We start from the raw sequence: 22,331 nt of genomic DNA, 5'->3' as shown, positions 1-22,331 counted from the left end.
GAGACGGGCATGAAGACGAAAGCTATTGCGTCAGCCGTTCTGGCGATCGGGCTGGCGACGGGACCTGTTCATTCGGAGCTCCTGCCCGATGCAGACGTCCCGGCCATGACAGAGGCTTCCGACCTGATCGTCATCGGCCGCGCCACCCAGACCCAGGAGGGAACGGCGCCTTTCCTGCTCACGGTCGACGCTACTTTGAAAGGCGCGAGCCCCTCGCGCCAGATCGCGGTGGCGCCGGATTACGCCGGGCGCGGCTCGCTCGAGGAGCGGCAATATGGAGTCTTCTTCCTTGGCCGCAAAGGCAAGGGCGGCGCCTGGTCGGTAACAGACCCCTATCATCCGGCGCTTGCCGCCGCGCCGCAACCGGCTCAGACTAAAACCACGGCGCGCGCCCCCGCGCCCGACCCCCTCTCGAATGTCGCGGCCGCCCTGTGCGACGTTCTGACGGCGCCTGCGGCGACGCTGACCGATCGGGTCAAGGGGGTCCAGGGCCTGATTTCGGCCGCGCCGGAGGACCAGGCGCAATATGTCGAATACGCGGCCGCGCAAGCGCTAACGACCATCCCCTATTCCGAGGCCGGCGCCCTTCTCAAGACGATCGCCGCATCAGATCAGCTCCCCGCCCGTCTTTGGGCGATATATGTGCTCCTCTCGTTGGATGAAGCGTTGGACGACGAGGAAAAGATTGACTATGTGCGATCGGTCGCACCGATCCTCGCCGATCCCGGAACACTCGGGTTCAGCGCATCAAAACTGGCGAACGCCATTGAAGCGCATGTGGATTCACCAGAGCTCATCCCGGCGTTGACCGTCATGCTCGGCTCGAAAGAGGTCGCTGTGCGCCGCGCCGCCGCCTCTGTCCTCAGCCGCATCGCCGCGCCGGACGCCGCCGCGCCGCTTGCGAAGACCGCGCTCAACGACAGCGACGAATCCGTGCGGTTCTACGCCGTGCGCGGCCTCGCTCTGTTGCAGGATCCGACGACGGCGCCGACGCTCGCGACCTTTGACCAGAAGCAAAGCGAACTGCTGCAGCAATGGCGTTCCTGGGCGCGGGCCCGTTTCGGCGGTCCCTAGCAGCAACTCATCTCGATCCGATCCACCAAAGCCGCGCAGCTTGCCGGGCGAGCAGTAATCCGCTCCCTAAATAATCGTACACTATAAAATTGTGTATATCTATTTGCCGGCCCCAGTCTTTCCCGGCGGACTGAATGGCAAGGCTGGCGGCGTCGGAAGGGGTTTTAACTCCGCCGCGCGAACTTCCCTGGCGTCGAGATCAAAGCTCATCAGATCGACGCCGCGCAGAACCTGATCGTCATAGGTCTTTACGTAATAGCGCCTGGTCTTGAGGTCGGCGATCGAGGTCCATTGGGTGAACTCCCAGGGATGGGACGTCTCCTCGGCGCCGTCGCCGCGGATAAACCCGAGCGGGATGTCGAAATTATTGAGGATATGCTCGGCAAGACGCACGCTTTCGTCGCCGCTCGGCAGTTTTTTTGCCGAAACGACATAGCCGAGCGCCCGGATGAAACGCGATGGCGGAGTTGGATCGCCGGGAATGCCGAGCAGCCCCGAGCCCTGGCCGAAGGAGGTGATCGTCAGCCCATCGATCGTGAGCGGCGGCGCGTTCCTGGCGGATAATTTTACGTAGTTCTTCAAATTGGTCATATGCCAATCGAATGGCGGGGCATTGGTCATGACCCCGATCGGATTGTCATAGACCTTGAGCTTGCCCCCGAGCGGCTCGATCACGATCGAGGCGCCGCTCGCATCGTGAAGCGTATAGTGAAATGGCGGCGTGATGCCGAGTTCGGGCTCCTGGACGTCGATGATGGCGATGTCGGCGAGCGCCGCCTTCACTTCGGCGACGGTCGCGAAACTGGTGAGCGCCCAGGTCAAAAACTCCCATGGCGCCACCGCAGTGGCGGGTTCGGTCTTGTCCGGGTCGGCGTAAACGGCGTAGCCCGGAAAATAAAGAATCCCCCCGGCGAGGCCTTTCTCATTCACGCCGTCGGTCAGCACGCTGACGCCAAAGGCGTTGAGCCCGACAGCGGCGTAAAGCGTCTGCCAATTATGTCCGGCCTTGCCGCCCGGACCCGTTCCGGCGATGTCCATATGGCGTGGGATCACGATCGCCTGCGACTGCAGCTGAAACCCAAACTCCATTGTGCGGCCGTAGACCGCGCCGCCGTCCGAGGTTTTCAGTAAAAAGCTGGTGCAGGCCTGCGCGGATGAGGCAAACGCAAGCGCCGCCGCGGCGCAGGCTGCAATCATCTGGCGAAGGCGCGCACGCGCCGATAATCCATGTCTTGAGCGCATTGGGTTTCCATCCCGTTGGCCCATCGTGACGCAGGGCGTTGTTGATCCGGATGATGCTGGAGGCGTAGTCTTGCCCCGAATAAATGCCGGCTTCCGCCAATCTGAAGCTAAACTAATAAAGCGTCGTCAGGGAATTCGCTGATGGCGTCCGACCTACGCGCCGCTCGCCAGCAGCTGGCGCAGGTTCTCGACGTCATGCACGGGAAGCGAGCAGGCGCCTCCCGCACAAAGGAAGGCGGCGGCCTCGCCCGCGACGTCCTGCTGCGCGCGCGCCGGATGGGTCGCCGGAATCTCCTCCGGCCGGTCGATGTCCATCACGGTCCGGTCGAGGAAGGGAGCGGCCAGCGCCGTCTCGTAAAGCGCGGCGCGGGCAGGCCCCGCCGTGACGATCTCCTTGACGCGCAGCCTCAGATCCAGGGCATTGAGGGTCCCGGCGTGGCCGACGATATTTCCCCGTATCGACGGAATCATCGCCTTGATGAGTTTGTCGGCGCGATTGACCGCGCTCTGGTCGCCGGCGACGCCTGCGAGCCGGATCAGGGCGCCAAGATAGACCGGATGGGCGTTGGGGATGGCGTCGTCCGCCGTCGGCGCGAGCTTGACGATGACGTCGGCGGCATCCTTCGCCGCCATCGCGATGAGCCCTGAGTCTGGATCGACATGACAGGCCTCGAGCGTCTGCGCAAAGGCGCGCGCGTCGGAAAGGTAATCGCGCGTCGCTGCGAACCCCTTTAAATTACGAACTTCATATAACGTCAGCGCCGCGCGCATCATGGCGGCGTAGTCGAGCGCAAGACCTGGCTTGACGAGAACGCCTGCGCGAAAACTATGGGCGAGGCGGGTTAATCCCTCCCCGTCGCGATAGAGCATGGTTCCGACGATGAAATCATAGGCGCGCGCGGCGAGCGCGACCCAATGGTGCTCGCCGGTGAGCGTTGCGGCGTTGACGAGTGCGGCGATCATCAAACCGTTCCAGTCGGCCATGATCTTGTCGTCGAGTCCGGGGTGGACGCGCGCCTCGCGCCGGTCGAAAAGTTTCTGCCGCAAGGGGGCAAGACGCGCCTCTTCCTCGGCGGTTGGCCGCGCCGATTCGAGCCGGTTCAAAATCGTGACGCCGTTTGGATAATGGGCGTCGACCCAATTGCCGATCCGTGCGGCGTTGTAGAATTTGCCGAAGAATCGCGCCTCGTCGGCGCCAAGCGCCGCGACGAGCTCGTCGAACGTCCAGACGTAGAATTTGCCTTCAACCCCTTCGGAATCGGCGTCGAGGCTGGCGCTGAAGGCGCCGCCCGGATTGGTCATTTCGCGTTCGAGCCAGGAGACCGTTTCGCGCGCGCGCTGCAGGAACAAATCATCCTTGAAGGCGTCGAAGCAGAGCGCCAGGCATTCAAGGATCTGCGCATTATCGTAGAGCATCTTCTCGAAATGCGGCACGAGCCAGCGATCGTCGGTCGAATAGCGGGCATAGCCGCCGCCGAGATGGTCGTAGATGCCGCCTTCCGACATTTTTTCGAGCGCCAGCCGCATCGCTTCGCCGTAGGCGGCATTGCCGGTGCGGGCGCCGGCGCGCCACAGCATTTCGAGGATCGGCGTATTGGGGAATTTCGGCGCGCCCTTGAGGCCGCCGTCGACGGTGTCGACCGCGGTCACGAGCTGCGCGGCGATATCGTCCATTTGCGCGAGCGAGAAATCGCCGCCACCGGCGGTCGGCGTTTTTGCAAGATTGCGCCGAACCGCGCCGACATTGGCGGCGATCCGGTGCGGCTCCTCATGGAACGCGTGGGCAACCGTGCGCAGCACGGTGACGAAGGCCGGGCGGCCATATTGCTCGGTCTTGGGAAAATAGGTGCCGCCCCAGAACGGCTCGCCCTTTGGCGTCAGGAACATGGTGAGCGGCCAGCCGCCGCGCTCGCCGAAAGCGTGCAGCGCCTGCATATAGATATGATCGATATCCGGCCGTTCCTCGCGATCGACCTTGATATTCACGAAGAGCTCGTTCATGACGGCGGCAGTCGCTTCGTCCTCGAAGCTTTCATGGGCCATGACGTGGCACCAGTGGCAGGCCGCGTAGCCGACGGAGAGCAGGATCGGTTTTCCCTGCGCGGAGGCCTCGGCGAGCGCCGCCTCCGACCACATGCGCCAATGCACGGGATTATTGGCGTGCTGCAGCAGGTAGGGGCTCGCCGCTTGGCCGAGTTCATTGGCGGGCATGGCTTGGGCTGACATGGCTTGAGATCCTTGCCGTCGGCGATGTGCAAGACAGGCTATTTACAAACTTTATATAGCCTTGGGGAGTCCGGCGTTGAATGGGTCAGAGGGTTCCGCGCCGATTGGGCGCAGCGGAGATACGATCTTCGCCGTCGCCTCGGGGGCGAGCCGAGCGGCGATTGCGATTCTGCGCCTTACGGGACCGATCAGCGGCGCGATTGTCAAGACCGTCGCGGGGCGCCTGCCCGCTCCTCGGGTCGCGACGCTGGCAACCTTCCGAGATCCGGCGACAGGCGAGCCGATCGATCAAGGGCTCGTCATTTTTTTCCAAGCGCCGCGTAGCTATACCGGCGAAGACGGCGCCGAATTTCACGTCCACGGCGGACGGGCGGTGGTCGCCGGGCTGATCGCTGCAATCGGCTCGATTGACGGAGCCCGCGCGGCAGAGGCCGGCGAGTTTTCGCGGCGCGCTTTAATGAATGGCAAGCTCGATCTTGGGCAGGTCGAGGGGATCGGCGATCTTGTCGCCGCCGAAACCGCGGCGCAGCGGCGCCAGGCGTTGCGGCAGACGGAGGGGTTGCTGGGGCGGCGCGCCGGGCGCTGGCGAGCCGCCTTGATTGAGGCCTCCGCACGGATCGCCGCCGACATTGATTTTTCCGATGAAGGCGATGTCGCCGCCGCGCCCGCGCTCGATGTGGCGCCCATCATTGCGCCTGTGCTCGCCGAATTGCGGAGCGAGCTCGATGCGGCCCGCGCGGGCGAGCGGATCAGGGAGGGGCTGACCATCGTCATCGCCGGGCCGCCGAATGCAGGGAAATCGACGCTGCTCAACGCTCTGGCTCGTCGCGATGTGGCGATTGTGTCGAAACACGCGGGAACTACACGCGATGTGCTCGAGGTGGAGCTCGATCTTGGCGGCTATGCGGCGCTGTTGATCGACACCGCGGGCCTGCGCGAGACAGCGGATCCTGTTGAGCAAATCGGGGTCTCGCGCGCCCTGGCGCGGGCGCAGAAAGCTGATCTTGTGCTTTGGCTGAGCGAAATTGGCGACGGTCAGGCGCCTGACGAGCGGCTTGGCGGTCCTGAGCTTTGGCGGATCGCGACCAAAGCGGACCTGGCGCCAGACGCTGTGCCCAGTGTGGGGCTGTGCGTTAGCGCGGCGAGCGGTCTCAATCTCGATATTTTGCTCGATCGGCTGACGCATTTTGCCGGGCAAGCCGGCGGGGCGGGTCACGAGGGGATCATTACGCAGGAACGCCATCGGAAATCGATCGCCGAGGCGGAAGGCGCTTTGGCGCGCATCCAGTCCAATCCTGATCTGGCGGTGGAGATCATCGCCGAGGATTTGCGGGCGGCTCTTTTCGCGCTGGAGAGACTCGTCGGGCGGGTTGATGTAGAAGACGTCCTTGGCGATATTTTTTCCAAATTTTGCATCGGAAAATAGGGCCTGTTTCACGTGAAACAGGGCAAAGGGCTAAGCGGCATGCAAGAGGCGTTCGACGTGATCGTGGTCGGCGGCGGCCATGCGGGGTGCGAAGCGGCCGCCGCCGCCGCACGCATGGGCGCAAAAACGGCCTTGCTTACCCATTCGCGCGCCACCATTGGCGTCATGTCCTGCAATCCGGCCATCGGCGGTCTCGGCAAGGGCCATCTTGTGCGGGAGATTGACGCCCTGGATGGTCTGATGGGCCGCGTCGCTGACGCTGCAGGTATTCAATTCAGGATGCTGAACCGGGCAAAGGGTCCCGCCGTCCGGGGCCCGCGCGCCCAGGCTGACCGGGCGCTTTATCGAAAGGCTATGCAGGCCGCTCTCGCCGACACCACCAATCTGTCCGTCCTCGAAGGCGAAGCCGCGGATCTCCTGATCCGCGATGGCGAAATCGCGGGAATTGTCGCTAGCGATGGTCGCGAGTTTTGCTGCCGCTCGGTTGTCATCACCACCGGCACTTTTTTGCGCGGCGTGATTCATCGCGGCAAGGTCAAGGTAGCCGCCGGCCGGATCGGCGAAAGCCCGTCGATTCAGCTTGGCGAGACGCTGGAAGCGCGGGGCTTTGCCATGGGGCGGCTTAAAACAGGCACCCCGCCGCGACTTGACGGCAGGACGATCGATTGGGCCGGCCTCGATCGTCAGGCGCCCGACCCTGATCCGCAGCCCTTTTCCACTTTGACGGCGCGCATCGTCAATCCGCAGATCGATTGCTTCATCACCCATACGACAATTGCGACGCATAAGGTCATAAGGGAGAATATTGGCCAATCGCCGGTCTATTCCGGCGCGATCGGCGGACGCGGGCCACGCTATTGTCCCTCGATCGAAGACAAGGTCGTCCGCTTCGAGGACCGGGAGTCGCATCAAATTTTCCTGGAGCCGGAGGGGCTCAACGACGACACCATTTATCCGAATGGAATTTCGACCTCCTTGCCGGAGGAGGTGCAAGCCGCTTTTCTGCGCACCATCCCTGGATTGGAGCGCGTTAACGTGCTGCAGCCCGGCTATGCGATCGAATATGATTTTATCGATCCGCGCGAATTGAAGCCCACGCTGGAAACCAAAAAACTCGGAGGCCTTTTCCTCGCCGGCCAGATCAACGGCACGACGGGCTACGAAGAAGCGGCAGCCCAGGGACTGGCCGCTGGATTGAACGCTGCCGCGCGGGCGGGCGGCGGCGCGCCCATCGTTTTTGAGAGGTCAGAGGCCTATCTCGGCGTCATGATTGACGATCTCATCTGTCGCGGCGTCAGCGAGCCCTATCGGATGTTCACCTCACGGGCTGAATACAGGCTATCGCTTCGCGCCGACAATGCCGATCAGCGTTTGACGGGCTCCGGGCTCAGATGGGGTTGTGTCGGCGCCGAGCGTTCATCCGCTTTTCAGGCGAAAATGACGGCGCTCCAGCATGCGCGCGGTTTGCTTGAGCGCTTTAATCTGACGCCGAATGAGGCGGCGCAGCATGGCGTCAAGATCAATCACGACGGGGTTCGTCGCGGCGCTTTTGAGCTTCTGGCTCTCACAGACGCATCCATGGCAAAACTGCAGGCGATTTGGCCCGAACTCGGGGCGATCGAGCCAACGATTGCCGAGCAGATCGAAATTGACGCCAAATATGCGGTCTATCTCGCGCGGCAGAAACGCGATATCGAGGCGGCGCGCCGGGATGAAGCCATGCTTATCCCGGATTCGGTCGATTACGACCTCCTCACCGGCCTTTCGACCGAGATTCGCGGACGGCTCAGCCAGGTTCGGCCCCGCAGCCTGGCGCAGGCAAGCCGTATCGAGGGCATGACCCCGGTTGCGATGACGCTATTGGCCGCGACCGTCAGGCGCGCGGGCGCAGGCTCGATTTGAGCAGAGCAAAGGATACGGGGCGCGCCAATATCTCTCGTTTGCGAGGATTGCATCCGCGCTTGGCTGAGCTCCCTGATGTTATGTTGCGCCGGCTGGCGCTTTACGAGGATCTGCTGCGCAAGTGGCAGAGTTCAATCAATCTCATTGCGAGATCGACCCTTGATGACATCTGGATCCGACATTTTGTCGATTCGCTGCAAGTGTCGTCGGCGGCGCCGCAGGCGAGGCGTTGGGTGGACTTGGGTTCGGGTGGAGGTTTCCCCGGTCTTGTCACGGCGATTCGCTATGCCGACGACCCCAATGCGGAGACGCACCTGATCGAGTCCGACCAGCGCAAATGCGCTTTCCTGCGCACTGTTTCACGTGAAACAGGCGCCGGAGCCATCGTCCATTGCGGACGGATCGAGAACATAGCGCCGAAGCTCGACGCGCCCTTTGACGCCGTAAGCGCCCGCGCTTTGGCGCCGCTTCCCGAATTGCTGCGTTACGCCGAAAAATTCCTGGAAAAGGGGGCGGTCGGCGTGTTTTCCAAGGGAGAACAGATCGAGGCGGAATTGACGGGCATAAGCGCCGCAGCTAATTATCAAATAGCCAGCGTGGCGAGCGAGACCTCTGATTCGGCGCGGCTGATCCTGGTGCGACGCCGCGTCGAGTGATCGCGGCCTGAAAGCCCATCTGCCGCTCATTCTCAAAAATCGGTCGCGTCGCGGCTGTTTGCTCTTTCGCGGGAGTTTCCGTGGCTCCTTCACCGCACAAAATGCGCGTTCTCGTTCTCGCCAATCAAAAGGGCGGCGTGGGCAAGACCACCACGGCGATTAATCTTGGCACCGCGCTTGCGGCGATCGGCGAAAAAGTTCTCCTCATCGATCTCGATCCGCAGGGCAATGCCTCGACCGGTCTTGGCGTCGAGCGCCGCAGCCGTCGCGTCTCAACCTATGACGTCATGATGGGTGCTGAATCGCTGAAAAAAGTGTTGCAGCCCACCGCAGTGCCGGGTCTCTCCATCGCGCCCTCAACGCTTGACCTCCTTGGCGTCGAGCTTGAGATCGCCGGCCGCAAGGATCGCGCCCTTCGTCTCAAAAACGCCATTGCGCGCTTCGTCGAGGATCAACAGAGCGAGCCTTCGTCCGAGCGCTTCACCTATGCGCTGGTCGATTGCCCACCCTCGCTGAATCTGCTCACAATGAATGCGATGACGGCCGCCGATAGCGTCGTCGTGCCGCTTCAATGCGAATTCTTCGCGCTCGAGGGGCTGTCGCAACTGCTCGCCACAGTTGACCAGGTGCGCTCCACGCTCAACCCCGCCTTGACCATCCATGGCATCGTTTTGACGATGTTTGATTCACGCAACAGTCTCGCCGCACAGGTGGTGGCGGATGTGCGCAGCTTCATGGGCGACAAGGTTTATGACACCGTCATTCCGCGCAATGTCCGTATCTCGGAGGCGCCGTCGCATGGCAAGCCCGTGCTGCTTTACGATCTGAAATGCGCCGGGAGCCAAGCCTATCTGAAGCTCGCTTCGGAAGTGATCCAGCGTGAACGGCTCTTCCGCGCGGCTTAAGGTTCGGCGCTAACGTCGTCTTGCTATAAGTGTCTGTTATAATTCGTATTTTGGAGCTGGCGGCTCCTTCTTCAAAAATTGGTAAAAGGGGAGAGCGTCGATGATAAAACAAGCGAAAGCGGCCGAAGAGGCGAGGCCCCGCCTTGGACGCGGGCTTGCCGCTCTCATCGGCGAGGCGACGGAGCCTGCGGGCGAGGCCCGCGCGCGCGGCCAGAAGAAGGCGCCGATCGAATTTTTGCGGCCGAATCCACGCAATCCGCGGCGGATTTTCGATGAGGCCGAGCTTGAGGATCTAGCGGCCTCGATCCGGGAAAAGGGCGTCATTCAGCCGATCCTGGTGCGGCCGGCGAAAAATCTCGTCGACGCCTATGAAATCATCGCCGGCGAAAGGCGCTGGCGCGCGGCGCAGCGCGCGGGTCTGCATGAAGTGCCGATCGTGGTTGTCGAGGCGACCGACGCCGAGGCGCTCGAACTTGCGATTATCGAAAACGTCCAGCGCAGCGATCTCAACGCGCTTGAGGAAGCGGCCGGCTATGAGCGGCTCGGCGCCGAATTCAGTTATTCGCATGCAGACATCGCGCGACTCATCGGCAAAAGCCGCAGCCATGTCGCCAATACGATGCGGCTCATGAAGCTGCCGGAGCGCACCCGCGCGCTCCTTGCTGAAGGGCGCCTCTCCGCCGGCCACGCCCGCGCGCTGTTGATGATCGACGAGCCGGATCAGGTCGCCGAGCGCATCGTCGCCGAGGGCTTGAGCGTCCGCGACGTCGAGCGCCTGCTGCAGGAAAAGGGCGATACAGCAAGGCGCGGCGGCCCGCGCAAGGCCGAGAAGGATCCCAACACGCGCGCGCTTGAATTGGCGCTTACGACGGCGCTCGGCCTCAAGGTGACGATCGCGGGCGCCGGCGAACGCGGCGAGCTACGCATCGCCTATCTGACGCTGGAGCAGCTTGACGCCGTCGTGCGACGCCTTGACCCACAATGAGCGTCGCGCAACGGAGCGATTTCTTGTCGATCACATTGTTTCCCTGTGATCGGAAAGCTCTCTACATGACAACTATCATATTATAATTCCTTGCCGCATCGATCCTGCCGGCTGCTGCAGGAGAACGCCTGTCTGTCGGTCACGGCCACAGGATCGCGACCTTCCCCTGCCGATGAGCACGGGTGTGTCAAATTGTATGGAATGGCGTGTAGCGCTTGGTAGTCGGCTTTCATCCTTCCAAAGCCCTGCTCGACGGAAAACTCTCTCGCGCCGCTTGTGAGCTGCAACGGATCCGCTCCACCGCTCGGCGCCCCCTCCGGATAACCACCGCCAAACCCCGCAATCCAGCCCGGCCTGGTTAGCGGCTGGGGCATCGTCAAACGGATTGCGAAGGCGACTCCAGCCGATTCCGCATGAGCCCCGACAATTTGAATCATTAGTCTAGAAAGTTGTTGCGGCGCGTCGGCTACAAAGATGCAGCGCCAAATCAGCGCTTATTTTAACAAGCGGCGTCCGCCATGTCTTCGATTCACATGCTTTGCCTTGATGGCGATTGCAACATCGCCAATGCCCGAGCGCTCCATCGCGATCTCCGTGACGCATTCGATAGAGGCGCCGCCGTCACTGTTGATTGCCGCGGCGTCGAACGGGCTGATGTCAGCCTACTTCAGCTTCTTCTGTCCAGCCAGACAACGTTTTTCAACCGCGGTCTTGATTTCCGCATCGTCGATCCTGCCGGCGTCGTTGGCTTGCTCGCGACGCGGGGCGGATTTCGCTTCGACGCCGTCGCCGGCCACATCTTCTGAGGAAGCGCGCCCATGTCCACCATTCTGACGGTCGATGATTCGGCCAGCATACGCACAATGATCAAGGTGACGCTCGGTCCTGCCGGCCACACGATCGTCGAAGCCGCCGACGGCGAAGAGGGTCTCGCCAGGGCAAAGTCGCAAAAGATCGATCTCGTCATCACCGATCTCAACATGCCGCGGATGAACGGACTCGCCATGATCAAGGCGCTGCGCGCCGCGGCTGCCTGCGTCGGCGTCCCGATCGTGTTTCTGACAACCGAGTCAGATCCCGCCATGAAACAGGAAGCGAAAGCGGCCGGGGCCACAGGGTGGCTGACGAAGCCGTTCAACGCCGACCAACTTCTCTCCATCGTCAACAAGCTGGTCCGCAAATGACCGACTGTCTGGATCCGGTCGAGGCTTTCCGCCAGGAGGCGGCGGAGCTTCTCGACGCTCTCGAAACGACGCTTCTCGATCTTGGTCAAAGACCGCAGGACCGTGATCTCATCGACGCCGCCTTCCGGGCCCTGCACACCATCAAGGGGTCGGGCTCCATGTTCGGCTTCGATCAGGTCGCGGCCTTCACCCATGATTTTGAGACGGCCTTCGATCTCGTGCGCAAAGGCAAAGCCGAGCCGAGCGACGATCTTGTCACCGTCGCGCTGGCCGCCAAGGATTACATCCGGGCGCTGATCGAAAGTCCGGAGTCGACCGACGCCGTCATCGGCGCCTCCGTGATCGACGATCTGAAGCGCGTCATCGACACCGGTTGCGGCGTTGGCGCGGGGGCGCAGACTGCCAGCCGCGGCGACGGCGAGGCAAAGGTCCAAGCGGCGGGTCTCGCTGACCCGGCCGCCGCCGGCTGGCGCATGGGCGTCGCCTTCGAGCCTGACATTCTGCGCAACGGAACCGATCCGCTCAATCTGCTCGATGATTTGCGCCGGCTCGGAGCATGCGTCGTAACGCCCAGCGTCGACCGTCTGCCGGAGATTGACGCGCTCGACCCGGAGCAGCTCTATATTCAATGGCGCGTTGAGCTCGTCAGCGATTGCGGCGGCGAGGCGATCGAGGATGTTTTCGTCTTCGTTCGCGACAGCATGGATCTGACCCTCGCGCCGCTCATGCAACAGCCAGGCGAGACAGCGCAAGGGTTAGCGCTTGACTTGCCGATGGACGAGCAAACCGGCGTGGCGGCTTCGACGCCGGTCGAAGCGGCGCAGAGCCTGCCCGGCTCCGAGGCCGATCCGAGACGCGAGCCGGCCCGGCGCGTTGATGATCGCGCCTCGACCACCGTGCGGGTTCCGGCCGCGCGCCTCGATCAGCTTATGGACCGCGTCGGTGAACTGGTGATCGCGCAGGCGCGTCTCAGCCAGCTCGCGGCGACAGGGTCCGACCTTGCGATCAAGGCTGTTTCTGAAGATATCGAGCGGTTGGCGGCGGCGCTCCGCGATACGACCATGGGCGCGCGGATGGTGCCGATGGGTTCGCTGTTCGGTCGCTTCCGCCGGCTGGTGCATGATCTGTCGCGCGATCTCGGCAAGCCGGTCGAATTCATTACCTCAGGCGAGGACACGGAACTCGACAAGACGCTGATCGAACGCCTCGCCGATCCGCTCGTCCATCTGATCCGCAACGCCATCGACCATGGGGTGGAGGACGCGGAGCGCCGCTCCGCCGCCGGTAAACCGGCGCAAGGAACCATCGAATTATCCGCCTCGCATGTCGGCGCGCAGATGCTGATCCGCGTCTGCGACGACGGAGGCGGTCTTGATGTGGCGCGCATCCGCGCCAAGGCGGAGGAGCAGGGCCTCATCGCGCCCGGCGCTCCGGCGAGCGAACAGGAGATCTACCAGTTCCTGTTTCACCCGGGCTTTTCGACGGCGAAGGCCCTTTCCGCCCTGTCGGGACGCGGCGTCGGCATGGATGTGGTCAAACGCATGATCGAATCGATGCGCGGCTCGATCGACATTGCGACGAATTTCGGCAAGGGCACACAGATCACGCTGCGTCTGCCGTTGACGCTCGCCATCATCGAAGGCCTGCTCGTGCGGGTAGGGATCGAGCGCTATGTCATTCCTCTGGCCGCGGTCGAGGAATGCGTAGAGCTCTCCGGTTCCGGGGCGTCCGGCGGCGGCGAGCGCAGCTTCCTCAGCATTCGCGGCGATCTCATTCCGTTCCTTCGTCTGCGCGAAATGTTCAGATCAGAGAGCGCGCCAGATCTACATCAAAAGGTCATCATCATATCAACCGGCGAAATGCGCGTCGGCCTCGTCGTCGATCAGATCATCGGCAGTCATCAGACAGTGATCAAATCGCTGTCGAAGCTCCATTCCAACGTCTCCATTTTCTCGGGCGCGACGATACTCGGCGACGGCCGCGCCGCGCTGATCCTTGACGTCGCGCAGATCATCTCCGCCGGCCAGGCCGGGATCGAGTCTCTACGTAGCGAGGCCGCCTGATGCAAGACAACGCCCTCAACAACCAGTCCGCACGGCATGAGGCCGCGCAGGTTCTGATGCTTGGAATCGGCGACGAGATCTTCGCGATCGAGGCAAGTCTGGTGCGCGACTCGGCAACGAAAGCGCAGGGTGATTTCGGACGCGGCTATCGGGGCGAGTTGACGCGATCGGCGCAGGAGCTCACCGGCGTCTGCGCGGCGCTTCAGGGGCGATGCGCGCGCAGCGCCAGCTTTACCGGGCAGGCCGCAACGCGCGCGCGCGAATTATCGCTCGCCGTCGGCCGCGCGATCGTCTCGCTGCAAGGGGGCGACAGCGCCCGTCAGCGGCTCGAGCATGTCGGCGCGGGCCTGGAGCTCGCCCCGCACGTGTTGGCGGCGTCGAGCGAACACGATGACGATGCGCAAACGGCCAATCTGCTGATCCGTCTCGAGACTGCCCAGCTTGGCGGCGCCGCGAAAGATCTGGGCCGCGATCTTGCGACCATCTCCGCCGCGCTCAACCGTGTTGGACGGGACACTCAGGCGTTGGTCGAACTCGGCCGAGGGCTGATCGGCGATGACGCGGACGGCGCCTCGTCTTTCCTCGAGTCGCTGCAGAGAACTCTCTGCGAAGCGGCGGAGCTGACGCGCAAGTGCGAGGCGGCGCGCGCGCCGGTCGATCGCGTCGCCCGGGCTGTTGGCGTGATGATGAGCGAGTTCGACGAAACCATCGAGGCGTTGAACGCGATCATCCGCGACATTTCCCGCATTGGCGTCAATTCCGGTCTCAAAGCAGCGAGGCTCGGCGCAGAGGGGCGCGGGCTGATCGTCATCGCGCAGGAACTGAAGGATGTCGCCCGGCATATATCGGATGAGGGCAAGCAGCTCGCGCCGGTCGTCGCTCTGCTGCAACAGGCGACGAAGGGTCTCGATCGCACGCAGAGCCAAGGCGGGGGCCAGATCGCCGCCATCGACGCGACGCTGCGCACGGTTCTTGATCAGCTGCGCCAGAGCAATCTTCGCCTCAGCGGCGGCCTCGCCGAACTGACGAAGGACGCCGCAGAGTTCGGCGCCGTTTTGGGCAATGCGCAAAGCAATATTTTGGCGATGGAGTTGGTCAATGAAACGCTCCGCGATCTTGTCCAATCGATCGGCGCGGGGGTAGCGCCGGGCGAATTTGCAACGGAAGATCAGGAAGAGCGGGTTTGCGGCAGGGTTGGCGATCTCGTGAGCGCATTCTATACGATGGCCGTTGAGCGCGACATCCATCGCGCCGTCCTCGCAAGCGTCAACGCGCCTCCGGCAGACAGGCAAACGCCCGACGGGCCGATGGAAGATCTGCTCTGGTCTGCGTGAGCCGTCGCCCGCAACGCCTTCGGGGCATCGGATAACGAAGGCCGCATCCCCGCCAGACGATGTTCAGGCTTCAGCCTTTACGCCCGTTGCGATGCAACCGGCCAAAGGGAATCACGGATGCGTTGAAACAATGGGTTGAAGCAAAAGTCCGTTCCGGTTGGATCGGCTTTTGCTCCAAGGCGGCCACCCCGCAGGGCCGCGCCGTTCCAGCGGCGCGGCGTATATAAAGACTACAAATCTTCCGACAGCTTACCGATGTGTTTCTGGCTGTAGAGCTGCACGCCGACCTGCCGAATCAACTCCTGCTGCGTCTCGAGGAAGTCGATATGATGTTCCTCGTCGATCAGAAGTGCGTCGTAAAGCTCCTTCGTCACGCGGTCATGCACGGTGATGCAATATTCGGCCGCTTCGGTGTAGAGTTCGCGGGCGCCGAGCTCGGCGGCGAGATCGCAGGACAAGATCTCCTCGACCGACTGGCCGATGCGCAGCGGATCCAGAACCTGCATGTTCGGGAATCCCTCAAGGAACAGAATGCGCGCGGTGATCTTGTCAGCGTGGCGCATCTCTTCGATGGATTCCTCGCGCCATTGCTTGGCGAGATCCTTGAAGCCCCAATTGTCCAGGATGCGGAAATGCAGCCAATATTGATTGATCGCCGTCAGTTCGCTGCGCAGGCTGCGATTTAAATAGTCGATGACTCTCTCGTCACCCTTCATATTAAGACTCCCTAAATTTCAGCTGCGTCGAGCGCGAGGCTGGCGGCGATGGCCACCTTATTCCTAGAAGTATTCTAAAATAAGAGGGGCGCCAAGCCTCGCGCAAGCATTTGTCGATATATAAAGCCATAGTCGATATCGCCTCGGCGCGCCATATGAGGCGCCTGCGACACTCTGGGGCTCGGATCGTATTAAAATGCGATTGATCTCAGACAGTGGAAGGCAATTTTCATCTGACAAGTTTCGTCGAACGAATGCGCAAGGGAGCAATTTGATGCCGGCGCCGACGAGGAAACTTACGCTCGATCCCGACCCGATCGGAAAGGCCCCGCCGCCTGACGCGAGCGCGGTTCCCGCCAAGACCGGGACGGCTCGTGCGCGGCTGCAAAAGTGCGCTCTCATTCAACCATCGCCGCGCGCGCAGGAATTCGAGGTGCTTAGCCATATGTGCCGCGCCGCTCTTCGCCCGTCAGCCACGCTTCCCCCCGATCAGGATCCCATGCTTCAAGAGTCATTCCGGCTGTTGTTCCACGGCAGCCCCATGCCGACAGCCTTATGCGATCCGGAGTCGCTACGATTTCTCGTCGTCAACGACGCGGCCGCCGCGCTGTGGGGATTTTCGGCTTCGGCGTTGCTGGCCATGACGGCTTTCGACATTACGCCGGAGGCGGATTGGGAAGATGTGCGGGCCTTTGCACAGCGCGATCGCGAAAGCGCGTCGAACCAGCGCATCGGCCGTCACCTCAGATCCGACCGCAGCATGATCGACGTCATCGTACACTCCCGCGCGATCACCTTTCGCGATCGTCAGGCAAATCTTGTCACCATCATAGACGTGACCGAAAAGCAGCGCGCCGAGACCCGGCTGGCCCATCTTGAGCATCATGACGCGCTGACCGATCTTCCCAATCGCGCGCTCTTCCGCATAAGGCTCGACGAGGCCCTGGCGCGCCTCAATTGCGAGCAGGATGAACTCGCCATCCTTTATCTCGATCTCGACCAGTTCAAGGCGATCAACGACACGCTTGGCCACAGGGTCGGCGACGCGCTTTTGCGCGCTGTCGCGGACCGGCTGCGCGCCTGCCTGCGCCCAGGCGATATGCTGGCGCGGTTTGGCGGCGACGAATTTGCTTTCCTGTGCGGCGGCCTCAGCGGACCCGATGAGGCCAGCAAACTCGCCTCTTTGGCCGCGGATGTGGTGAGCCGGCCCTATGTGATCCAGGGCCATTCTGTCGAAATCGGAACCAGCATAGGCGTTGCGATGGCGCCGGGCGACGGGCGCGATTCGGATCTGCTTCTCAAAAACGCGGATATGGCGTTATACCGCGCCAAGGAGGAGGGGCGGCGCGCCTGCCGCTTCTTCGAGCCCGAGATGGACGCGCGGGCGCAGGCGCGGCGGCGGCTTGAAGTCGACCTGCGCCATGCCCTCGCGGCCAGCGAGTTTGATCTCTATTATCAACCTCTTGTCGCCTTGCAGACGGGCGCCATCACCGGTTTCGAGGCGCTGCTGCGCTGGCGTCATCCGATCCGCGGCATGGTTCCGCCGGCCGCCTTCATTGGCCTTGCCGAAGAGACGGGACTGATCGTGCCGCTCGGCGAATGGGCGCTGCGCCAGGCTTGCGCCGAGGCTGCAAAATGGCCGAACCACCTCAAGGTCGCGGTCAATCTGTCGTCGGTGCAATTCAAGAGCGGCAATCTGATCCATTCGGTGCTGACCGCGCTCGCCCATTCCGGGCTGCCCGCCTCAAGGCTTGAGCTCGAGATTACCGAATCCATCCTGCTGGTGGAGAGCGAAGCCAATCTCGCGACCCTGCACCGGCTGCGCGGTCTCGGAGTCAGCGTCTCGACGGATGATTTTGGCACCGGCTATTCGAGCCTCAGCTATTTGCGGGCCTTCCCTTTCGACAAAATCAAAATCGACCGTTCCTTTGTGAGCGAACTCGGCAATGGCGGCGGCTCCATGGCGATCGTGCGCGCGGTCGCCGGCCTTGGCTCCAGCCTTGGGGTCGCGACGACGGCGGAGGGCGTTGAGACGAGCGAGCAACTCGCCTGGCTTCGCGCCGAAGGCTGCACGGAAATGCGGGGCTTTTACTTCAGCCCCCCGGTGCCTGCCCGCAAGATCGCGGCCATGCTGAAGGCGAATGAGACCGCCGATCCCCGTTTCGCGCCCGTGCGCAAGCATTAGCTGTGCGTCTTTTGGATCTCGCGGAGGATGGCCGAGGCGCGAAGATTTGGAGCCTGGATATGCGCCATTGGTCGCGAGGGGCGACAAAATGCTTGAAATCGTGTATTCTATCGCCAAATTCGTCATGAGACGGCGGATTTGGCCGATTTTTTAAGCGCAATCCGCTCATCGGCGCCGATTTCGGATGATAAGGCTAAGTTATGGAACTGATCAACTTCTCGCAATTCGCCAGCCGCCGCGCTGCGCGCACGCAGGCTGGAGACAATACAGCAGTCGTCGAGGCCCCTATCTTTGATCTTTGGGCTGACCTTCATACCGAGAAGGCGGAGCCCCAAAAGGCCGAGGTGCGGACGATCGACATCGCCGAGGCCGACTTTTGGAATGATCTCCAGTTCCGCCTCGCCTATCCGACGCACCGTCTGCGCAGGCATTAACGCCCGCTAGGGCTTGGCGCCTCAGTCTCGAGAGAAAACGCATCACGAAATTCGTGATGCGGAGCTCGGCTTTGTCCGAATTGAGGTTTTCCGGAGCTTGTGGGCTCGGACGCCGGCTAACTGAAAGCTAGACAGAGCCCGGCTCTCCACCGGGGACGGGCTCCGGCAAACTCAGCACTGGAGCCGCAAACGGCGCACGTCACTTGGCCGCCGCCAATGCCGCGATGTCGGTCGTGGGCGGCGCCTGTTCGCCCATTGTGCGCTCGAGCTGGTCGAAGGCCGCCAGCGCGAGATCGGCGGGGATCATTTCGGTCAATTTGCAAAACGACGTGGCGCCGCTTGAAAAACCGCCATTTTCTGAAAGTTTGTTGACGGGCGCGCCGCCACCGCAGACCGAAAAATATTCGCAGGATCGGCGGCAGATCTCAACGCCCGCCGCGATGTCGCGCGTCATCGCCGTCATCGCTTCGCCGGCCAGCATGGCCTCAAGCGAGTCCGTCAAAATATTGCCGACGATGAAGTCATTATAGGCCGCGTTCTTGAGGCCGAGCAGCTCCGGCGAAAAGCTCGACGTCGACCCGTCACAGCCGACATTCAGCATGCTGAAGGGCTCGACCTGCGCATTGCCCATGCCGCAGCTCTCGGGCCGGAATATCCGCTCCAGCATGTCGTCGATCTCGCGGATGAATCGCACCCGCCCGCTTTGGCGCGCGAGCGTCCAGAAGCGGCTGAGGAATTCACGGAAGCGGCGCGGCGTGTCGGCGGCGGCGAAGAGGCCGGAGACGTGATCGCCTTCCGATTCCTCCACATTGAAGCAAATGTCCTCGACGCCTTCGGCAAGATAGAAATCAAGCATCGCTTCAGGCGACTGCAAGCTCTCCGCCGACAGCACGGAGATGACATGGAACTGCACATTCTCCCGCCGCAGCAGCCGCAGGCCGGCGATGGTTTGCGCGAAGGTGCCGCGTCCGGAGCGCGTCACGCGATTGGCGTCGTGCAATGCCTGCGGGCCGTCGATGCTGACGCCGACTCCGACGTCCCATTGCTTGAACAGCGCGCACCAATCCGGCGTGAGCAGCATGCCATTGGTCTGGATCGCATGGCGAACGACGATCTCGGGCGGGCGCAGCGCCTCGATCGCCTGGAAGGCGGTCTCATAATAGGAAACCGGCAGCACGAGCGGCTCGCCGGCGTGCCAAATGACGGTCAGTTGGTCCGCAGCCCAGCCCGAGGCGAAGATCTTGGAAAAGAGCGTGGTGATCACGCTCAGCTCCATCTGCGCCTTCTGATTGCGGTCCGGCAAATAGCAATAGCGGCAGTTGATGTTGCAGAACGGGGTCGGCTGCACCACCACCGTTTCGATCATCGGCGCAGGCCGGCCAGTTGGCAGCGGATTCAGCATGGCGCTCTCCAGGCCCCGGCGTGGGGTTACCAGTTGCGCCAATTCCTCCAGCCGCCGTTACGCCAGCCATTGCGCCAGGGCGCCCAGCCGCCGTTGCGCCAGCCCCAGCCGCCGTTGCGCCAGGGATGCCAGCCGCCGTTGCGCCATCCGCGTCGCCAGCCGTTGCCCCACCACGCCTTGAGAACGTTCGGGTAGCCTTCGACCATATTTTGCTGCTGGTCCGGCTGATCGCCGATGATTTGCGAAACGCCATTGCGAATCGCTTTGAGCCGCGCCGCGATGCCTTCGTCGGAGCCGACAGCGCCGGCGGCGGCGGACTGGCCTGAAACGGGAAGCGCCTCGGCGCGAACCGCGGCCAGCGCCACAGAGACGCCGAGAGCGCCGGCAGGCAGGAGTACCGTTAGAGCGTCTAGAGTCCGGTTGCGCACAAGCAAGCCCCCCTCATATTTTAATGTAAGATAATCAACCTGCGGCTTCTGATGTCAAATCATAAAAGGCTTTGGCCGGAAGATTTTACGGGGGCGGATTTTTCCGCGAGCGACGCCGGCAAAGCAGCTTCCGCGTGTTCCCCGCGAACCGCTTCCCCCGCGTACCATTCCAATAAGAAGCCCGCATGTCGACACCCGTATGGGCCATCGTCGTCCAGCGTCAGTGAGCGAGATATTTCGCTCTGCCGACGACTCGCAGCCGAACGCAAACGCGCCCCGCTCAACTTGAACGGCGAGCGGCGGGTGTAAGCGGAGCGCCTATTCCGGGACGGATCGCCTGAGGCCCCCGCCCCGCTAAATCTCCAACAGCGTTTGGAATCCGCCATAAATCATGCGCTTGGCGTCAAAGGGCGGATTGACCATGGTTTCTTTCAGCCGCGGGTCGGCCATCACCTTGGCGTTGATTGCGTCACGCTGATCGCGGGACTCATACAAGATCCAGGAAAACACGACCGTTTCATCCTCCTTGGCCTGCACAGCGCGCGGAAAGGAGGTGAGTTCGCCATAGGGCACGTCGTCAGCGACGCATTCGATGAAGGCGAGGGCGCCATATTCCTTCCAGAGCGCGCCGGCGGTCTGAGCCGCCTTCTTATAGTCTTCGATTTTCTCTTTCGGCACGGCGAGAACGAAACCATCGACATAGGGCATTGGACGCTCCTTTGCTGGCAAAGTCCGAAGGACGATCGGGCGTCGCCGGATCCGACAGGGGCCGAAGTTGTGCATCGTGGTGCTCCTTGGCTCCCGCGCGCCCTCAACGGCCCCTCCTCACTTCACCTCGAACCCCGCGTCCTCCGCGGCGCGTTTGGCGATCGCAGACCAGTCGAGTTCGCTGTCGCCATTGGCTCTGGCGGCGAGAAAGCGATCGCGGATAATGGCGGCGAAGGGCAGCGGCACTTCGAGCTTTTCCGCCGCCTGCTGCAACAGTCGGTTGTCCTTCTGGCCGAGCGGCATTTTAAAGCCGGGCGGCGAAAACTTGCCTTCTAGAATCAACCCGCCATAGGTCTTGTAGACCGGCGCGGAAAAGAGCGATTCGGTCAACAGCTCGAAAACCTTCTGCGTTTCAATTCCGCCCTTGGCGGTTAGCGCAAAGGCTTCGGCGAGGCTTTCTATGACACAGGTAATCAGAAAATTGCCCGTGAGTTTGACGAGATTGGCCTGTGACGGCTCCTCCCCCATCACGAAGATTTTCTGGCCGATCGATTCGAGCGCCGGCCGGATTTTCGCGATCGTCTGCCGCTTGCCCGCCGCGGCGACGGTAAGCTTTTGCGCTTCCGCGGCCTCGGGCCGGCCGAACACCGGCGCGGCCGCATAAAGCTGCCCGCGCGCCGCATGCGCCTCGGTAAATTTTTCCGACAGCGCCACGGAGATGGTGCTCATCGAGACATGGACGGCGCCTTCCGCCAGACCCTCGATCAGCCCGTCCTTGCCAAGCGTCACGGCTTCGGCGGCACCGTCGTCGGCGAGCATGGTGATGGCGATCTCGGCGTTCTTGCAGGCCTCGGCGGGCGTGCGCTCGATGGCGACGCCGAGCGCATTGATCGGCTTCGTCGGCTCAAGGCTGCGGTTCCAGGCGACGACTTTATGTCCGTTTTTCACAAGATTGCGGACCATGGCGCTGCCCATGTTGCCGAGCCCGAGAAACGCAATATGCATGGAATGCTCCTTAGACACTGTCGCAGGGTTCGTGATCTTCTCGGCGCACCAGCTTTAAAGGATGGACGGCGCTCCTGCCGGCGGAAGGCCGAAGCGGTTGGGTGCAAGGGCGCCGCGCTCCGAATAGAAGAAGATGAGAAGCACCAGCCCGATGCCGCTGAGCATCAAGAGCTGCCACCAGCCGGTGCGATCGGTATCGTGCAGCCGCCGCACCGAAACGGCGGTCAATGGCAGCAGCTGCCCGATCTCGGCGATGCTGAGGAAGAGGCCGGATCCCCCGCCGCTCATCCCAAACAGGCGATCGACGAGCAGCGCCGCGATGCAGATCAGGACATAGATGAGGACAAACCCCCAAAACTCCGCACGCGAGGCGCGCCCTGTGAAAACCGCATATTTGCGCAGGGCGCCCAGATAATAATTCCAGAATTCGGTCATGGTTGTCTGTCTCCCGCGCCT

The 22,331-nt window shown here is 62.5% G+C and carries 20 protein-coding genes; 11 read left to right on the top strand and 9 right to left on the bottom strand.

The annotated features are described in order from the left end of the window. Positions 1 to 9 precede the first annotated feature (9 nt). Positions 10 to 1,074: a HEAT repeat domain-containing protein gene (locus tag CR492_RS15640; protein ID WP_102844661.1), complete on the top strand. Its 1,065-nt coding sequence runs from the start codon at positions 10 to 12 to the stop codon at positions 1,072 to 1,074. A gap of 99 nt (positions 1,075 to 1,173) precedes the next feature. Here CR492_RS15640 and CR492_RS15635 read toward each other — a convergent pair whose 3' ends face one another. Both CR492_RS15635 and CR492_RS15630 read right to left on the bottom strand, forming a co-directional pair. Next, entirely contained in the window at positions 1,174 to 2,271 is a 1,098-nt protein-coding gene (locus CR492_RS15635; RefSeq protein ID WP_245412114.1) for a choloylglycine hydrolase family protein, read from the bottom strand. A 198-nt stretch (positions 2,272 to 2,469) separates the two neighbouring features. Beyond that, positions 2,470 to 4,542, bottom strand: coding sequence for a thioredoxin domain-containing protein (locus CR492_RS15630; RefSeq protein ID WP_245412112.1), 2,073 nt, complete (start codon positions 4,540 to 4,542; stop codon positions 2,470 to 2,472). 103 nt (positions 4,543 to 4,645) lie between these two features. On the opposite strand from CR492_RS15630, the gene mnmE reads away from it, so the two are divergent. From mnmE to CR492_RS15580, 9 genes are all read left to right on the top strand, one after another. Next, a complete protein-coding gene (gene mnmE / locus CR492_RS15625) occupies positions 4,646 to 5,968 on the top strand; it encodes a tRNA uridine-5-carboxymethylaminomethyl(34) synthesis GTPase MnmE (protein ID WP_432431217.1) in 1,323 nt (440 codons plus the stop codon). 39 nt (positions 5,969 to 6,007) lie between these two features. After that, positions 6,008 to 7,870 (top strand): tRNA uridine-5-carboxymethylaminomethyl(34) synthesis enzyme MnmG, encoded by a 1,863-nt coding sequence (mnmG, locus tag CR492_RS15620; RefSeq protein WP_102844676.1) that lies wholly within the window; start codon positions 6,008 to 6,010, stop codon positions 7,868 to 7,870. Positions 7,871 to 7,929: 59 nt separating this feature from the next. Further along, positions 7,930 to 8,526 carry a 16S rRNA (guanine(527)-N(7))-methyltransferase RsmG gene (gene rsmG / locus CR492_RS15615; protein ID WP_245412111.1) on the top strand — a complete coding sequence of 199 codons (597 nt, stop codon included), beginning with the start codon at positions 7,930 to 7,932 and terminating at the stop codon, positions 8,524 to 8,526. A gap of 101 nt (positions 8,527 to 8,627) precedes the next feature. Beyond that, positions 8,628 to 9,431, top strand: coding sequence for a ParA family protein (locus CR492_RS15610; protein ID WP_102844656.1), 804 nt, complete (start codon positions 8,628 to 8,630; stop codon positions 9,429 to 9,431). Between the two features lie 100 nt (positions 9,432 to 9,531). Next, entirely contained in the window at positions 9,532 to 10,416 is an 885-nt protein-coding gene (locus CR492_RS15605; RefSeq protein WP_102844655.1) for a ParB/RepB/Spo0J family partition protein, read from the top strand. Positions 10,417 to 10,934: 518 nt separating this feature from the next. Continuing rightward, positions 10,935 to 11,222 (top strand): STAS domain-containing protein, encoded by a 288-nt coding sequence (locus CR492_RS15595; protein WP_102844653.1) that lies wholly within the window; start codon positions 10,935 to 10,937, stop codon positions 11,220 to 11,222. 12 nt (positions 11,223 to 11,234) lie between these two features. Next, complete coding sequence (locus CR492_RS15590; protein ID WP_102844652.1) at positions 11,235 to 11,600, top strand: response regulator; 366 nt, start codon at positions 11,235 to 11,237, stop codon at positions 11,598 to 11,600. Then, the gene (locus CR492_RS15585; protein ID WP_102844651.1) at positions 11,597 to 13,663 is read left to right on the top strand and encodes a chemotaxis protein CheA; all 2,067 of its coding nucleotides are present in this window, start codon (positions 11,597 to 11,599) and stop codon (positions 13,661 to 13,663) included. The genes CR492_RS15590 and CR492_RS15585 overlap by 4 nt, the downstream gene beginning before the upstream one ends. Then, the gene (locus tag CR492_RS15580; RefSeq protein ID WP_102844650.1) at positions 13,663 to 14,997 is read left to right on the top strand and encodes a hypothetical protein; all 1,335 of its coding nucleotides are present in this window, start codon (positions 13,663 to 13,665) and stop codon (positions 14,995 to 14,997) included. The genes CR492_RS15585 and CR492_RS15580 overlap by 1 nt, the downstream gene beginning before the upstream one ends. 230 nt (positions 14,998 to 15,227) lie before the next feature. Here CR492_RS15580 and bfr read toward each other — a convergent pair whose 3' ends face one another. Further along, positions 15,228 to 15,713, bottom strand: a complete 486-nt coding sequence (bfr, locus tag CR492_RS15575) for a bacterioferritin (RefSeq protein WP_102844649.1) — start codon at positions 15,711 to 15,713, stop codon at positions 15,228 to 15,230. A 499-nt stretch (positions 15,714 to 16,212) separates the two neighbouring features. On the opposite strand from bfr, the gene CR492_RS15570 reads away from it, so the two are divergent. After that, positions 16,213 to 17,898 carry a sensor domain-containing protein gene (locus tag CR492_RS15570; protein WP_245412110.1) on the top strand — a complete coding sequence of 562 codons (1,686 nt, stop codon included), beginning with the start codon at positions 16,213 to 16,215 and terminating at the stop codon, positions 17,896 to 17,898. Between the two features lie 122 nt (positions 17,899 to 18,020). Here the strand turns inward: CR492_RS15570 and CR492_RS20565 are convergent, their stop codons facing one another. The 6 genes from CR492_RS20565 to CR492_RS15540 all read right to left on the bottom strand — a co-directional run bounded on the left by CR492_RS20565 (position 18,021) and on the right by CR492_RS15540 (position 22,310). Next, positions 18,021 to 18,329 carry a hypothetical protein gene (locus tag CR492_RS20565; RefSeq protein ID WP_146030298.1) on the bottom strand — a complete coding sequence of 103 codons (309 nt, stop codon included), beginning with the start codon at positions 18,327 to 18,329 and terminating at the stop codon, positions 18,021 to 18,023. 202 nt (positions 18,330 to 18,531) lie between these two features. Beyond that, positions 18,532 to 19,734: a cyclophane-forming radical SAM/SPASM peptide maturase GrrM/OscB gene (gene grrM, locus CR492_RS15560; protein ID WP_102844647.1), complete on the bottom strand. Its 1,203-nt coding sequence runs from the start codon at positions 19,732 to 19,734 to the stop codon at positions 18,532 to 18,534. 26 nt (positions 19,735 to 19,760) lie between these two features. After that, positions 19,761 to 20,162, bottom strand: coding sequence for a GrrA/OscA1 family cyclophane-containing rSAM-modified RiPP (gene grrA, locus CR492_RS15555; protein WP_102844674.1), 402 nt, complete (start codon positions 20,160 to 20,162; stop codon positions 19,761 to 19,763). Between the two features lie 354 nt (positions 20,163 to 20,516). Then, complete coding sequence (locus tag CR492_RS15550; RefSeq protein WP_102844646.1) at positions 20,517 to 20,870, bottom strand: DUF1428 domain-containing protein; 354 nt, start codon at positions 20,868 to 20,870, stop codon at positions 20,517 to 20,519. Positions 20,871 to 20,987: 117 nt separating this feature from the next. Continuing rightward, entirely contained in the window at positions 20,988 to 21,875 is an 888-nt protein-coding gene (locus tag CR492_RS15545) for an NAD(P)-dependent oxidoreductase (RefSeq protein ID WP_102844645.1), read from the bottom strand. Between the two features lie 54 nt (positions 21,876 to 21,929). Continuing rightward, on the bottom strand, positions 21,930 to 22,310 hold the full coding sequence (locus CR492_RS15540) for a DUF805 domain-containing protein (RefSeq protein ID WP_102844644.1): 381 nt from the start codon (positions 22,308 to 22,310) through the stop codon (positions 21,930 to 21,932). Between the last annotated feature and the right edge of the window lie 21 nt (positions 22,311 to 22,331).

This window comes from Methylocella silvestris (assembly GCF_002891535.1).
Taxonomy (GTDB): Bacteria; Pseudomonadota; Alphaproteobacteria; order Rhizobiales; family Beijerinckiaceae; genus Methylocapsa; species Methylocapsa silvestris_A.
This window is presented reverse-complemented; position numbering and strand designations above follow the sequence as displayed.